Origin of the sequence: Stenotrophomonas sp. AS012628, assembly GCF_010608305.1 — a bacterium.
GTDB lineage: Bacteria > Pseudomonadota > Gammaproteobacteria > Xanthomonadales > Xanthomonadaceae > Stenotrophomonas > Stenotrophomonas geniculata.
The window spans coordinates 1-16129 of record NZ_VMBJ01000037.1 but is presented as its reverse complement, the minus strand read 5'-3'; the positions used below and the strand labels follow the sequence as shown (position 1 = coordinate 16129).

10 protein-coding genes are annotated in these 16129 nt (G+C 65.0%); all 10 read right to left on the bottom strand.

The genetic code is table 11. The features are described from left to right. Positions 1-60 precede the first annotated feature (60 nt). Complete coding sequence (locus tag G5A07_RS15550) at positions 61-5376, bottom strand: ESPR-type extended signal peptide-containing protein (RefSeq protein ID WP_191863579.1); 5316 nt, start codon at positions 5374-5376, stop codon at positions 61-63. Between the two features lie 62 nt (positions 5377-5438). Next, on the bottom strand, positions 5439-6146 hold the full coding sequence (locus G5A07_RS15545; RefSeq protein WP_191863578.1) for a pilus assembly protein: 708 nt from the start codon (positions 6144-6146) through the stop codon (positions 5439-5441). A gap of 17 nt (positions 6147-6163) precedes the next feature. Continuing rightward, on the bottom strand, positions 6164-7297 hold the full coding sequence (locus tag G5A07_RS15540) for a CfaE/CblD family pilus tip adhesin (protein ID WP_223107693.1): 1134 nt from the start codon (positions 7295-7297) through the stop codon (positions 6164-6166). Further along, entirely contained in the window at positions 7294-10017 is a 2724-nt protein-coding gene (locus G5A07_RS15535) for a TcfC E-set like domain-containing protein (protein WP_191863577.1), read from the bottom strand. The genes G5A07_RS15540 and G5A07_RS15535 overlap by 4 nt, the downstream gene beginning before the upstream one ends. A 51-nt stretch (positions 10018-10068) precedes the next feature. After that, positions 10069-10575, bottom strand: a complete 507-nt coding sequence (locus G5A07_RS15530) for a CS1 type fimbrial major subunit (protein ID WP_019338759.1) — start codon at positions 10573-10575, stop codon at positions 10069-10071. A 340-nt stretch (positions 10576-10915) separates the two neighbouring features. Beyond that, entirely contained in the window at positions 10916-11281 is a 366-nt protein-coding gene (locus G5A07_RS15525; RefSeq protein WP_029550882.1) for a NirD/YgiW/YdeI family stress tolerance protein, read from the bottom strand. 438 nt (positions 11282-11719) lie between these two features. After that, positions 11720-12784 (bottom strand): hypothetical protein, encoded by a 1065-nt coding sequence (locus tag G5A07_RS15520; RefSeq protein ID WP_191863576.1) that lies wholly within the window; start codon positions 12782-12784, stop codon positions 11720-11722. Positions 12785-13075: 291 nt separating this feature from the next. After that, on the bottom strand, positions 13076-14353 hold the full coding sequence (locus tag G5A07_RS15515) for a citrate synthase (protein ID WP_049437152.1): 1278 nt from the start codon (positions 14351-14353) through the stop codon (positions 13076-13078). Positions 14354-14649: 296 nt separating this feature from the next. Beyond that, a complete protein-coding gene (locus G5A07_RS15510) occupies positions 14650-14892 on the bottom strand; it encodes a type B 50S ribosomal protein L31 (RefSeq protein ID WP_010484049.1) in 243 nt (80 codons plus the stop codon). Between the two features lie 88 nt (positions 14893-14980). After that, on the bottom strand, positions 14981-15919 hold the full coding sequence (locus G5A07_RS15505; protein ID WP_010484048.1) for a nucleoside hydrolase: 939 nt from the start codon (positions 15917-15919) through the stop codon (positions 14981-14983). Positions 15920-16129: the final 210 nt, after the last annotated feature.

Sequence of the window (16129 nt, the reverse complement as noted above, 5' to 3'; positions counted from 1 at the left end):
CTTGGCCAGGACCCCGGCGCGACGGGGTGGATTACGCGCGTCACGCCGGGGCTCCATCGCTTACCAGCCGATGCCCACACCCACGCCCATGCTGCGTTCACCGCTATTGGTGAACGCACCATTGAGGCTGAAGGTGGCTGAGCCCTTTTCGTTGAGCACGCGCTGGTAGCCCACCGCCATGGCCGATTCGCCTTCGGCGTAACCCACGCCCGCGCCGAGGCGGTTGTAGGTGGCCAGGCCGGCGGTGTTCATGGCCATGGCCGTCTGCGCACTGCTCATCGCGGCCATGCGGTTGAAGCGCTTGTCCATCTTGTCCAGGCGGCGTTCGAAGTTGCTGATGGCACCATCGGTGTATTCGTTGGCGCGGGCCAGCATCTTCTCCAGTTCGGCGGTATCGACCTGCGGCGTGGGCGACGGCGCGTCGCCCTTCTTCGACTTCGGCTGCGGCGTGGGCGACACGCCCTCGCCCGCCGAGGCCACCTGCGGTGAATCGCTGGCTTCCGGCGTTGGCGTGACCTGCTCGGTGGGCGCGGCCGAAGCCGTGGACAGCGCACGCGACTGCGGCTGGCCATCCACGCGCTGCTCCAGGCCATCCATGCGGCCATTGAGCTGCTGCTGCACGGCGTGCAGCTGGCCGCCGTTGACGGCCTCGCGGCTGCCAGCGGCGATCAGGCCGTTGGCCACGTTGGAGATGACCATGCCGTTGGCGCCGGCCAGGGTGAGCTGGGCGGTGCCGTCGTTGCGGGTGGAAGGCGTTTCCTGGAAGACCGAGCGGAGCTGGGTTTCGACGCGGTCCATGCGGGAGCCTGTGCTGACTACGGCGGAGTCCAGCGTGGTAAGTGCGTCGTTGATGGTGTTCTGGTGCTGGCCCTGGACGTTGAAGCCGGGGGTGGTGACGTTGCCGTTGGCGTCGATGTTGCCGCCGAGCGTGGACAGGGCGCCGCGGAGCTGGCCGATGGTGGCTGCGTCGTTGGTGTTGCGGCCGTTGGCTACGTTGACGAGGCGACGCTGGAATGTCGCGTGACCAACTGACACAGTACCAAACTCGTCAGCCACCGAGAGACTGCCTAGTGCAACGCTATACTTAGCACCTGCAGAAACTCGGCTTTCGGCACCAATAGCCATACTGGCATCAGCTTCCACCAATGATCGCGTGCCGACTGCAAACCCGTCGTTAACTCCGTCTCGAATAGAAGCTGCGCGACCGAGAGCAATCGAGTTCATTCCCCCTGCGTAGGCGTACGCGCCGATAGCAACGCCCCCCTCGTTTCCCTTTGCGGCCATCGCCGAATCGCCAACTGCGACGGAGAACGCCCCAGCAGATGCTGCATTCTGTTCTCCACCGCTTCCGATAGATACAAACCTATCCTTGCCCTCCATGTCATTCAGTCGCTGATTAGTCTCGAATAGCTGGCTCCCACGCACCACATCCGAACTATCCGCGGAGAGACGCGCATCGGCGACACCGGTCAGGCGTGCGCCGCCGAAATCGATGAGAGCTCCATCGCTAATCTCAGTCAGCAGATTCCTCTGATCCAAACGCCAATCGCGCCGCATTGCATCAATGTCGCGTCTGTTGTGCTCGATCTTCTGCTCCGCAGCATGCAGCTGATTGCCAGTCACCGCATCACGGCTGCCTGCCGCAATGCGTCCATCGGCCAGATTCGACAGAACCATGCCCTGCGCACCTGCCAAGTTCAGCTGACCAACGCCATCCGCCCGGGTCGAGGGCGACTGTTGGAACGTCGCACGCAGCTGACCTTCGAGGCCATCTACGCGGCTGTCTGACCTGACCACCGCCCCATCGAGTGCAGCCAGGGCGTCTCCGACATTGTCCTGCTTGCCACCTTGCACGCTATAGGTGGGCCCAACAACGTTCCCAAGAGCATCCATCCCTGCACTACCTCCGAAGCCGGCAAGAGTTTCGTTGAGCTGTGCGATTGTGGCGACGTCACCCTCCGCGATACCTCGACTTACATTCACCAGTCGGCGCTGGTACAGACTCGTCCCAAAGGAGACGGTGTCAGATTCCCTTGCAATTGATCCAGCGCCCACGGCGACGGACCTTGCGGCACTGGCTTCAACCCTACTATTCGCGCCAAGCGCCGTTGTCTCAACTGCTGCTGCGCGTGTACCAGCACCGAGCGCGAAAGAATTCTCCGCCCCCTTCTCCACAAGTGCCCCTCTGCCGAGGGCTACAGAGTTCTTGCCACCCGCGTTGGCATATGCACCTACTGCGGTTCCTCCCTCATGTTCAACGCTTGCCTGCGCCGAATCGCCGATGGCCACACCAAAGGCACCTGACCTAGCGGCTTCGCTGAGGCTGTCGCTTCCAATACTCAGGAACATTCCGGCACTCTCGATCGCATTGACGCGCTCATTAGTCGCAAACAACTGCCCGCCATTCACCGCATCCGTGCTGGCCGCAGAACTAATATCTCCGGCAGCCACACCCGATACACGCGCGCCTTCCATGTCCACCAGCAGGCGATCAGCACTGAACTTAACCACGCCATCCAGATCCGGATCGAAGTTGTCGAAGTCCGCACGCAGCGCATCCAGCTCGACCCGGTTGTCGGCGATACGCCCGTCCTGATCCGTCAGCTGCTGCGCATGCCCAGCCAAAGCCTGTCGCTGCGTCTCCACCGTGGCATTGGTCGCAAACAGCTGCTGCCCGGTCACCGCGTCTGTGCTGCCTGCACTCAGCGTGCCGTTGGCGATGTTGTAGATGCGTCGCTTGGCTCCGGTCTTGTTTGCGACATCCACGATGGTCCCAGTGTTCTCTGCACCCAGGCGAACATTGCCGCTGGCAGACACCTGGCCCACCAGTCCGCCCAAGACATCAGCCTTCTGCACAGCGCCATCGGCTACACCACGGGCGGCATCGGCCGCCGTCTTCGCTGCGGTTGCCGCCGTGCGCACACTGGCCACTTCGCTGTTGGTGGCATTGAGCTGCTGCCCGGTCACTGCATCCGTGCTGGACGCACTGAGCACGCCATTGGCCAGATTCTGCAGTTTGCGCTTGGCGCCACTCTTGTTGGCAACGTCGACGACGGTGCCGGTGTTGTCTGCACCCAAGCGCACGTTGCCACTTGCCGACACCTGCCCCACCAGGCCATCCAGTACCGCCACGCGCGCCTGCGCACCGTCAGCGGTCGCCTTCACAGCAGCCACGCTGGTGTTGGTGGCATGCAGCTGCTTGCCGGTCACCGCTTCACTGCTGGACGTACTCAAGGCGGCATCCGCCACGTTGACCACTTTGCGCTTCAACGAGTCATTGCCCACCGAGACCTGATTGGTCCCAGTCGTTGCTGAGCCATTACCCAGCGCAACCGCGCCTGCATGTGCCGCATTGGCGCGATCACCTAGGGCCAGCGCGCTCTGTGCCTTAGCACTCGCCTGATTACCCAGTGCCGAGGCATACAGGCTGCTGGCAACCGCCCCGCGCCCGACCGCCGTGGCCTGGTTGGCCGACGCGTTGCTCTGGAAGCCCAGAGCGGTGGCGTGCGTGCCTTTACCAGACGCCTCATGGCCGACGGCAACGCCTCGATCACCCGTTGCGACGGCATCCAATCCAAGCGCCACCGCACCGTTGCCACTGCGGGTTCCAGCACCGATGGACACACCCGCGTTGCCACTGATCTTGTTACCCGCGTCATCCACCGTCGCGCGAGCGTCTGCGCCCATGGCGACGCTCTTGCCGTTGTAGGCTTTGGCGTTGTTGCCCAGCGCCGTACTGATGCCGTAGCTGGCCTGCTCCGCGACAGCTCCCGCGCCCAGCGCCACGGCGCTGGCGTTCAGCCGCGCAGCCGTCGCGTCGGCTGCTGCCTGCGCCTTGCTGACATTGGCGTTGGTGGCGTTGAGCTGCTTGCCCGTCACCGCCTCGGTGCTGGTCGTGCTCAGCGCCCCATCCTTCAGGCCAGTGATAGTGCGAACAGCATTGGACTTGTTGCGGGCATCCAGCACCGTGCCGGTGTTCTCACCGCCAAGACGTACGTTGCCACTGGCTGATACCTGGCTGACCAGGCCACTGACCGTATTGGCCTTGGCCAGCGCCGTGTTGGCGTTGGTGTTGGCCGTAGTGGCCGTGGTCTGCGCTGCCGTGGCCGTCGTCTTCGCCGCGTCGGCCGCCGTCTGAGCAGTCGCCACATTGGCGTTGGTTGCACTGAGCTGCTTACCCGTCACGGCTTCAGTGCTGGATGTAGAAAGCGCCCCATCCTTCAAGCCGGTGATGCTGCGAACAGCATTGGACTTGTTACGCACATCCAGCACCGTACCGGTGTTCTCACCACCCAGCCTTACGTTGCCAGCGGCCGATACTTGGCTCACCAGGCCACTGACCGCATTGGCCTTCGCCAGCGCCGAGTTGGCATTGCTGTTGGCCGTGTTGGCGGTGGATTGTGCCGCCGTGGCCGTCGTTTTCGCCCCATCGGCCGCGGCCTGGGCCTTGGTCACGTTGGAGTTGGTGGCATACAGCTGCTTGCCAGTGACCGCATCACTGCTGGTCGAGTTCAGCCCCGCATCGGCCACATTGACTACCCGCCTTTTCACGCTGGCGCTACCGACCGAAACGGTGTTGGCCTCTGTGGCAAGCGATCCACGACCAAGTGCCACAGTGCCATTTGCCGATGTCTTTGCACCATAACCAACAGCCACACCGTCGTACTCTGCGAGCGATTCCCCGCCCAGTGCGATTGCACCCGTCCAGCCACTACTGCCCGCGTACGCATCACCACCGATGGCAATCTTGGAGATGCCTGCGCCGGGATTCGTCATGGAACCACTTCCCACGGCAATGGAGTTTTCGGTTTGAGCCTTGGCATTCTGCCCAAGCGCCGTTGCTCCAATCCCGTTGGCCCTACTGTAGGTGCCTACAGCAGTGCCATATCCACCGTTCTCGGTGACCGCATAGTGACCGAGCGCAATGCTGTTATCTCCCCATGCCTCCGAGAGACTCCCAAGTGTCACGCTTCTCGCACCCGCGGCACGGCTGCTGATACCTGCCGCGAGACTATGTTCACCGCTGGCACGTGCTTCCGACCCAAGTGCCATGGACTCCTTGCCGTCGATGACACTCCAGTTGGCCCGCGACGTGTTGCTGTACACATCGCCACGATTGACTGCCCGGGTCTCGAATGCGCGCCCACTGTCGCCAGCCGTTGCGACGAAGGCACTCATTGTCTGTCGTGCCCACCAGGCTGTGTCATCTTCGTCATCCTCGCGCGCGCCAGCAGTCGGCACCACCAGCAACGAAAGAAGCACAAGACCCCCTGCACGAACGGTGGAAGACGCTTTTCCGCGGGATGGCGCCAGCTCGCTGGCCACCACCCAGCACTGACGGACGCGACTCCATAGACGGCGATAGATACGATTCATTGGATCTCCTTAACAAAGCTGTCAGAAAGAACCCCGCCAGCACCGCTGGCGGGGCTGGGAAGTCAACCGGCGTTGGGCGCCAGGGTTTGTACGTGCTCGCGATAACCATCGCGGGTCAGCCGGTAGCGCAGTTGCAGCGTGTGTCCCGGCTGCACGGGGAAAGGCAGTTCCAGTGCACTGCCCGGATACAGGCTTCGCGACACGTCGTGCGCGGTGCAGCGCGCACCATCGCAGTCCGCGATGCTGGTGATGCCCACGCGCACCGTGCCGGTGTTGCGCAGGCGATTGCCTTCCACCTGCACCGCCATGGCCGGCTGTGCGGGCAGCACATTGACCAGCGCGCCCCAGACCAGGCTGACGCCGATGTTGGCCTGTGCACGCTCACCCTCGCCTGCGCGTTCAATCCCTTCAGGGCCACGCACACCTTCGAAGTACACGCGGTAGGCGGTTTCCTTCTCGACTGGCTGCAGCGGAATCACCCGGATCAGGCGATTGCCGCCACCGGCCAGCGCGAACTTGCCGGGGGTGATGGCGATGGCGGCTTCGCCGGGCTCGACCTCGACCTCGTGTTCCTCTGCACCGGCGGGATTGACGATGCGCTTGATCGAGGCCTGCACGTACTGCGGCTGGGTGGACTGCGAATAGATGCGGATCTGCGCGCCCTTCTTCACGTCTACCGATGTGCGCATGGGGTGCACGGTGAGATTGGCGTGGGCAGGCATCGCCATCAGCAGCGACAAGGGAAGCAGGCAGCGAATGAGAGGCTTCATCGGGGGCTCCATGGGAATCAGGGCGTGACAGTGGGAACGCGCAGTTCCACCTTGAGATCGCCGTCGTAATAGCCGGGGCGCTTGCTGCTGACCGGCACGCGGGGGGTATCCAGCGCCAACGGCGTGGGCACGCAGAACACGGGTTGCGTCATCCCAGGCAGCAGCACCAAGCGCAGTTTTGCGGTGTCGATGCCGTGCAGCAGCTGCTCCACGCCGTTTCGAAGGGGAACGGCGCTGCCGTTGTGATCGAGGGTGACGGTGTAGTCCACGCGTTGCGTAGCGTCACTGCCGCCGTCGGTATGCCAGACCGAATAGCCGGAAGGTCCCGGAGGACGCGGCCCGCTGTCGCGCACGGTGACGCCCAGGTACTGGCTCTGCGAGCCCAGTCCGTCGTACAGACACATGTCGAGTTGGGCGCGACCGCCGACGGTCTGCGCGATCGGGTCGTACTGCAGGTTCAGGCCGACGTGCGGGGTGACCTGGTCGAAGAGCGGGAAGTAGATGGAGACCGCGCTGTAGTCGGTGATGGTGAAGTCGAAGGTGATGACATTGGTCAGCACCGTCCCTTGTGCTGGATCCACTTTGAGATCGAGCTGGAGCTCACCGTGCCACTGACCCGCTACCAGTCTCCTGAGTTCCTCTTGTGGAAGTACAAGCCTTACTCCGGTACCTAGCGGCTCATCAACATTGCATTGGTCCCAGGCTGCTGAGTACAGCGGATATACGTGCTGGGTCCAGAAATCGCCAGTGCATGCACGACCCGACACGATCCGTCGCAACCAACCGTTCAATCTAACTTCTGTTGGAAGACCGGATCGTTGTTCGATCATCCTGAGTACGATTTCCGACGACCCGAACAGCACATCCTCATCGCCAGAGGTTCGGCAGCTGCCTTGCGAAGGATCCACACTGGATCGGCAGGTCAGATGTATCTGGCCAAGCTTGCGCGACACGTCACGACTGAAGCCCAGAACCGTCCTGTCTGGCCAAATCTCCAGATCACCTGGCATGGAAGATCGATCCCACCCAAGCGTCACCTGCTGAACTATCGGACTGGGGTCGGTCTCCGGCGGTTGCTGCGCCATCGCCCTCGGCGCCAACACCACCAGCGAGCACAGCACCGCCATTAACCACCACAACCGGCGGCTCACTGCGCACCTCCTGCGGCCGCGGTCTGCGGCGTGGCGGCAATCAAGGCCTGCTCCTGCAGCAGTCGCGTCACCCGTGCCTGATGGCGGATGTCGGCGGGCAGCTGCGCCACGGCCAGCGGTTCGCACTGCACGGCGCCCACCAGCATCACCACGCTGCGGCGCTCGCGCACCTGCAGCGGGCAGTGCAGCAGGCGGTCGTCCTGCAGCAGGTACAGGGTCTTTTCGCGTCGTGGGAAGTCGGCCACGAAGCCTCCATTGCTGCCGGTGCCGGGCACCGGCGCGTTGAGAATGCGGGCGCCGCGCAGCGGTGCACCGGCGATGTCGTGGGCGTTGCCGATGAAGGTGTAGGTCACTTCAATCGGCACCGGCATGCGCACCAGCCGCCCGGGCGAAAGGAACAGCGGACGCGCGCCACCGACGCCGCTCACACGCACAGCGGCGATGCTGTCCAGTGCGCTGGCGTCCTGCACTTCGGCGCGGTGCGATTGGTAGGCGGACACCGGCAGCAGGCGGCGTTCGCCCAGCTTCAGGCGCTGCCGGCGCAATCCACCCACCTGCAGTTCGGCGGCCACGCCGGTCAGGTCCAGGTCGTCGGTGCCGTCCACCTGCACCGCCAGCCCGGCGTCGGCACCCACGCCTGCGCCCCAGTACAGCCCGCGCGAGCCGATGGCCAGGCCGGAACTGTGCGTAGCGCTGTACGCCACCTCATTGCCACCCTGGTGCTGGTAGCGCGATACCGTGGCACCGGTCTGGCCGATGCGGTTCTGCAGCTGCCCGCTCAGCGTGGCGCTGTAGCGTTCGTTGTTGTTGCCGCGTAGTTCGCCAGACACTTCGCGGTACTGGTCTTCGTATTCCTGGCGCAGGGTCTGGCCGGCGCTGTAGTTGACGTCCGGTCGTGCATGTTGCGGCTGGCGCACATCCAGGCCGTAACGCCGCTGCGAGCTACCGCGGTCACCGCGCTGCAGGCGGTTGAGGCTGACGTTGAAATAGATGCCGCGGTCACGACCATCGCGCAGGCCGCCGCCATTGGTCTGCTGCCATACGCCGATGCGGCTGGAGACACTGAACTCGCCCCAGCGCTGGCTGCGGCTGTAGCTGGCCTGCCAGGTGCGGCTGAGCTGCGGCACGCGCGTGGGCTGCGGAATCCACGGCGGCAACAGCGGGTCGAGCCCGGCCAGCGGGTCATCCCCCAGCCCTGGTTGCACGGTGCCTGCGCGCCATGTCTGGCGGCGGGTGTAGGCCACGTAGGCATTGCCGCCCGCCACTGGCAGCGCCATCGAGGCGCTGAGCGAGTCGGCACAGCCGAGCCGGTCGCGCGCGTCGTCCTCGAACTGGCAGGCACGGCCGCGCATGCGCTGGTGGTACACATTCCACGAGGCGCGGCGACGGTAGGACAGCTGGTGCTGCTGGCCACGGCTGCCGTCGCTGCCGTGCATGCCGCTGAAGGTGCCGCGGATCTCCTGGGTGGCGAACACATGGCGCAGGTCCAGCCGCAGTTCGCCATAGCTGAAGCCGCCGAGGTCGGCGACACCGGCCGTCACTGCCACGTTGCGCGACACCGGCACGCGCAGGCCGGCCATCGCTGCCAGCTCGTCGTTGAAACGGTCGCTGCGGCGCTCGTTACGGCGGCCGCCCTGCATGAACCACTGCACGCTGCTGTCGGTCCAGTCGCCGCCCTTGTCGAACGGCGCATCCTCGCTGCGCACCAGCACGCCGTCTTCGTAGATGCGCAGGGTGACGGTGTAGTTGCCCAGCGGGAACCGGCGCGTATCGAGCTGGTTGATGCCGGCCTGCAGGTAGAAGGTCTGCAGCAGGCGCTCGCCATCGAACGCGTCCACCCGTGCATCGCGTGCCAGCAGCACGGTGAGCGGCGTGGCTTGTACGGCGGCCGCCGAATCCACGTAGGCCTGCGTGGTGCCCAGGCGCAGGCCCTGGAAGCGGTCCATCGGCAGCATGCTGAAGCTGAACGTGCCGCCCTGCGGACTGCTCAGGTTGCGGCGGTCCATGCGCCCGGCCTGCAGGTAGTGCTGCTGCCCCAGGTCATGGCGGTAATAGGCGTTGTCCAGCTGGAAGTCGCGGTTGGCGTGGCCGCCGCGATAGTGCTGCTGGCTGAAGGTCCAATCGGCAGACAGGTGCCCGCGCTGCAACACGCCCAGCGCGCCCATGCCCTGCGCGGCCAGCGACTGGTAGCCGCGGCCGCCGCTGACGTTGAGCGTGTGCTGGTGCAGGAAGGCATTTTCGGCATTGGCGCTGACCTGGTGGTAGCGCTCGGCGGCCGGTTCGCCGGGAATCCATTGGCGGGCGACGAACAGGCGCACGGCGCCCTCGCCTTCGTCATACAGCGCGCGCACGGCGGTGGGCTCCTCGGGGGGATCGATGTAACCGCAACCGGCGCTGGCGCCGCCGTAACGGCAGGCCAGGTGGCTGTTGCGCGGCAGCGGCTGCGACAGCGCTGGCAACAACGCGGCCTGTGCCTCGGCGGGCAGCTGCAATGCCTGCAGCGCCTCGGCCGGGGCTTCCAGCTGCACGTGTTCCAGAGTCACGCGCACCGGCACCAGCCCGGTCGAGCGACCGAACAGGCGCACCTCAAGTTGTTCGGTCTGGCCTTCGACCAGATCCTCGAAACCGGCGGGAACGCCTCGCGCCGCGACCAGGGGCGTGGCCAACGACAGGGCGAGCGCGACCGCCAGCCGGGTGACGGCGGGTGCGGGAGATTTCATGGGGGTGTTACCGGAAGCGGCCGGCCCGGCATGCGGGCCGGCGCGGGCGCCTTACGGGCTGGTGGTCTTCTGCTGCATGGCGATGGTGACGATGCCTTCGTAGGTACCGCCCTTGGTGATCGGCGCCTGGTTGGTCTGCGCAATGCGCAGCGGCATCGGGATCGATGCGCCCGGCAGCGCGCCGTCGAACAGGTCGGAGGCGGTGAAGTCCTGTGCGGCCACGGTCAGCGCCTTGCCGTTGAGGCTGACGGTCAGTGGTACCGGGGCGCCGCTGCCATCGGTATTGAGCAGCTGCGGGGCGCTGCCGACGCGCACTTCGATGTCCTTGTCTTCGTCGTTGGAGTAGATGCGCACCTGCTGGGTCCAGGGCACCAGGCCGCTGACCGGGTTGTGGACCAGGTTCACGACGGAGTCCAGCGCGGTGCCATCGGCCTTCAGCAGGGCCAGGGTCGGGTCGACGTTGGCCCAGACCTTGATGTCGGCGTCGAACGCGTTGGCGGACAGCGAAACGGTGGCCAGCGCTGCAGCGAGCGTGGCCTTCTTCAGAATGGCGTGCATGTGTGTCTCTCTCGGACAGGGGGAATTTGAAAGCCCCCCTCCCCAAGGAGAAAGGGAGGGAGGCGCCGCCCGTGGAGGTGGTCACGGGCGACGAGAGAATGGTAGGTAGGCCTACCGCACGCAGGCCATGCAACAATTCCTAAATAGCTGGACGTTAAGAAGAATTCTTGAGGGCTTTCAATGTTTGAGGATTATGCAAATTTCCTCACGACTTGAATGCAAGAAACCTCATTGCGTTGCATTTGTAGCGTCGAGTGATACTCGACTATCGCTTGAGGCGCACCGTGTGCGCATGAGTCGAGCACGGCTCGACGCTACGTGTAGAAATCGCGAACGACCTTCAACGCGCGGGCACCACGGCGACGTGCTCCACGTCGATGTCGGTGGGCTTGAAGCGGTGCGTATCCACCTCACCGTGCAGCTCCACCACGGTGGTCGCGCTGACGGCCTGGTGGCTGGGCAGATCCTTGTCGTCGATTTCCACATCGATCTCGCCGGTGGCGTCCTTGAAGCGGTAGCGCTCGTGGCCGATCCTGGCCACCAGCGTGCCCCGCAGCACCACCGGCTGGTCGTCACGCTGGGCGCGCGCCTCGGCAACCGTGGTGACGGCATGGGTGGCGCCCGGGCCGGTGTACTGGGCAAAGGCCCCAGCGCTGAGCAGGCTCAACGTGGTGGCGATGAGCGCAAGGGTGAGTCGTCGGTTCATGGTGTTCTCCATGCAGGGATAAGTGCCCTCAGCTTCCTTCGCCTCGACTGTGACGCCCATGCAATAACTCCGAAAAGATGTGAAAACGACATCCCATGTCAGAAACCATTCATCGTGGACCCGACGCGTCTTTCAGGATCAATTCCGAGCGCATTTTCTGCGGCGTTCCGGCGTGCGCTGGGGTGTTCGCCGAGCCGGTGCGCGGAGTCGTAGTTCAGCTACCGAGGCTTGCTTTTGTAGAGTCGAGCAGGGCTCGACGCTGCACACATGCTCACGCACGACGGGATGGCATCAGGCCGCCTTACGGCGGCCTGACGGGTCCCACTCAACGATGCAATCTCAGAAGAAGATTGCGTACAGGATCAGCAGCGGAATCGGCACGCCCAACAGCCAGAGCAGAATCATTTTCATGGCAGGTCTCCTTGCATGGAATGCGGGTTACAGGTCGCGGCGGCGGCCGCCCCAGGTGGCGCTGAGGCTGGCGAAGAACGCGCCAATCAGCAGGGTGATGAACAGCCACAGCGCGGCATACGCTGCGGCCTTGCGGGCATCGTCGGCCGCCTGCTTGGCGGTGGTCTTGGCTTTCTCCAGCGCGGCACGCATGCGCGTCTGCACATCGGTCACACGGGCCTGCGCTTCGGCCTGGCTCATGCCGGTTTCGCGCGCGATGAGCTGCGACAGGTACTGGGTGTCGGCCGGGTCGAGGCCATCGCCCTGCAGGCTGTTGACGATGATGCGGTTCACTTCGGCGCGCAGTTCGCGACGGTCGCCGGCCGGTGCACGGCCCGGCATCGGGCGCGGCGGCGCCATGCCGGCCTCGCGCGGGCCCGCATTCGGTGCCGGCGGCGGAGCCGCGTTCGGATCCGACGGCGCGCCCGGCGGTGGCGGTGCCGTGGGATCGGCAGCACCGGCGTTGGTGGCATTGCGGAACAGGGAATCCACCCAATAGTTGAGGTCGCCTTCCGGTGCGGCCGCGACGGCGCTACCGGCACCTGCGGCCGCAACGCCGGCCGTGGATGCGGCAGCGCCTGCAGTGGCACCCGCCACCTTCGCGCCCGTGCCGAGCACGCCGCCGATGGCCGAGGTCAGCAGGCCCGCAGTCAGCAGCGTGGCCACGGCCCACGACACGAAGCCGTGCGCGGTATCGCGGAAATAGGTTTCATCGCCATGGATCTGCGTCCATTTGGTGCGCAGGCGGCCGGCCAAATAGCCGCCCAGACCCGATGCGGCCAGTGCGGTGAAGGTGAGCCAGGCGATGCTGGACCAGCCGAAGGTTTCCTTGCTGACGCCTTCGAACGACCACGGCGACACCGAGGAGAGGCCAAGGCCGACACCGAGGATGAGCAGGATGAGGGAGAGTGCGGCGGCAGCGGCGGCACCTGCGAAGATCGCGCCCCAGGAAACGGCGCTTTCTCTGGGAGGGGCGACGATGGGGGCGGTGACGACAGTGGCGACGTCGGGACCAAGCGGGCCGCGCTCGGGTGGGTCGAATCGGGTACTCATCGGGATGGACGCTCCATTTCAGGTGCTGCGGATGCAGCTGGCGTCCTGAGGCTGCGCGAGCGGTCGTGAAGCTGGCGAGACCCTTGAATCACGCGGTCTTGGCGCGATGAAGCGCGTGCCAACCAAGGTTGGCACCTACCGAAGGCGGATGCGGTGGTAGATCCACGCCATGCGTGGATGATTTTTCGCGGGCGCCGAAATCGTGCGGACCAACGGTCCGCACCTACCAGGTCCGCGCAAAAAAAACGCCCCGCGGATGCGGGGCGTTCTCAGCACAACCTACGCGGGCGATCAGCCCTGGTAGTCGCGCACGTCGCTGCCGGTGTAGACCTGGCGCGGACGGCCGATCTTCATTTCCGGATCAACCTGCTGTTCCAGCCAATGCGACACCCAGCCGGAGGTACGGCCCAGGGCGAACATGACGGTGAACATCTCGGTCGGGATCTGCAGCGCCTTGTAGATGATGCCGCTGTAGAAATCGACGTTCGGGTACAGCTTGCGGGCGACGAAGTACTCGTCCTGCAGCGCGGCCTGTTCCAGCTTCACGGCCACGTCCAGCAGCGGATCCTGCACGCCCAGCTGCTTGAGCACCTTGCTGGTCATCTCGCCGATGACCTTGGCGCGCGGGTCGAAGTTCTTGTAGACGCGGTGGCCGAAGCCCATCAGGCGGAAGCCGGAGGTCTTGTCCTTGGCCTTGACCACGGCGGACTCGACGTTGTCGGCAGTGCCGATCTCTTCCAGCATCTTCAGCACGGCTTCGTTGGCACCGCCGTGGGCCGGACCCCACAGCGCGGTGACGCCAGCGGCGACCGACGCGTACGGGTTGGCACCGGTCGAACCGACCAGGCGCACGGTCGAGGTCGAGGCGTTCTGCTCGTGGTCGGCGTGCAGGATGAACAGCAGGTCCAGCGCCTTGACCACGTCCGGGTTCAGATCGTACTGGCCGTCAGCCGACTCGAAGGTCTGCTTCAGGAAGCGGCTGACATAGTCCAGCGAGGTGTCCGGCTTGTTGGCCGGCAGGCCCTTGCCGTGGCGGTAGATCAGCGCCGACAGGGTCGGCACCTTGGCGATCAGGCGCACGGCGGCCTGGCGGCGCTGTTCGGCGTCGGACAGGTCCAGCGAGGCGTGATAGATGCCCGACAGCTGCGCGATGGCGGCGGTCAGGATCGCCATCGGATGGGCATCCTTGGCGAAGCTGCCGATCAGGGTGTTGATCGACTCATCGACGTTGGCTTCGGCAGCCAGCTCATCGGTGAAGGCCTTCAGCTGCTCGGCGCTCGGGCGCTCGCCGTTGATCAGCAGGTAGGCCACTTCGACGTAGCTCGACTTTTCCGACAGCTGTTCGATCGGGTAGCCGCGGTACAGCAGCACGCCCTTGTCGCCGTCGATGTAGGTGATGGCGGACTTGCAGCTGGCCGTCGCGGTGAAGCCGGAATCGTAGGTGAAATACCCCGTTTCCTTGGTCAGCTTCGCGATGTCGACGCAGTCGTTGCCAAGGGTGGGTTTGATGACGGGCAGAACGACCGACTTATCGCCGGCGTTGAGCGTGACCTGATCAAGATCGGACACTGTGTGCGCTCCTTCATGGGAAGGCGCCTGCCCAAGCGCATTGGTCAGGCACGTGAATGACGTCCTCGGCCTGTGCCGGGGATCAGGTCATTATCGCACAGCAGCATTTGCCCGGCGCTAGACAGAAGTCGTATACGACAGGCGACCAGACGCCGGCCGTTGAGCGGCCCGGATCGGCAAAAGTGTTGTCACACGAACGCAGTGTTCCGTCCATCCAAACGCCCGTTGGGTTGGCGTTGGGGAAAAACAAACGGCCGCGCAGAGCGCGGCCGTTGGTTCGAAGCTGGATCGACAGATCAGCGCGCGTAGCGCTTCTGGAACTTGTCGATACGGCCCGAGGTGTCGATGACCTTGTGCTTGCCCGTGTAGAACGGGTGCGAAGCCGAGGAAATTTCAACCTTCACCAGCGGGTAGTCGTTGCCGTCTTCCCACTTGATGGTTTCCTTCGTCGCCATGGTCGAGCGGGTCAGGATCTTGAAATCGGAGGTGACGTCATGGAAGACGACGTCGCGGTAGTTCGGATGGATATCGGCCTTCATGGGCTCACACCGTAAATGGGCTGGTGGTCAAGAGCGGCATTATAAGCACCGGTTGCCGCTCGGGGCAACCGGTGCGGGTCAATCGGCTTCAGTCCGCGCCCAGGGCCTGGCGCACCAGGGCCTCGAAACGCTGCTGGTCGTAGGCCATCAGCAGATCGCAGTTGTCCGGCTGGCCGGTCTGGCGGTTCCAGTCGACGATGGTGGCGCCGCGGCTGAACGTGCCGTTCAGCTCCACGTTCAGCGGGCGCGACTCGACCCGCAGCTGCCCTTCCGGGTTCAGCGCCCAGGCCATGGCCACCGCATCGGCGGTGTACCAGCGGCCGCCCTTGCTGTCTTCGGACAGGCCACGGGTCTTGCGCGAGATCAGCTCGTAGAAGCGGGCGCGATCGGAATCGGCCTGCAGCCACTTCTCGGCGTCCTGCAGCGGCAGGCCATGGGCGACGGTAGCTTCCCAGTCCGACACCAGCAGGTGCTTGAACGAAGTGAACACCACGTGCGCCGCTTCCGGGTCGAAGGCGATGTTGAATTCGGCCGCCGGGGTGATGTTGCCGTGGCAGGTGACCGCGCCGCCCATCACCACGATGCGCTTGATGCGCTGTGGCAGGGTCGGGTCCAGCTTCAGCGCCAGGGCCAGGTTGGTCAGCGGGCCGAGCATCACCAGCATCAGTTCGCCAGCGTGCTCGTGCGACAGGCGCAGGATGGCCAGCGCGGCGTGCTCGGCTTCGGCCTGGCGGCTCGGCGGCGGCAGGTCCACGTCGCCGTAGCCGTCACGGCCATGCACGTGGGCAGCGTCGACGGAGGGATGCAGCAGCGGATCCGGGCTGCCGGCAAACACCGGCACGTCGGCGCGGCCGACGATGTCGCAGAGCTTGAGGGCGTTGCGGACGGTGTATTCGAGGCCGACATTGCCGGCGGCGATGGTCAGGGCGACCACGTCGTGCCGTTCATCGGCGAAGGCCATCAGCAGGGCCAGGGCGTCGTCCACACCGGGGTCGGTGTCGATCAACAGCGGGATCTTGTGGGTCATCGTTGCCGTCTTCAGATCGGCAACGAAGTGTGGACCGGGATGATGACCGTTGCAAGTACGGGGTGTTGGGGCTCTGGCAGGGCTGCGCCCTGCACCCGCAGAGGCAGGAGCAACGGCAACGGCAACAGCAACGTCGAAAGCTGGTTTCCTGGGGTATGGCGGGGTGGGTCCGGTGGCGGGGGACGCTGCAAGTACGTCCATGTAAGCTCG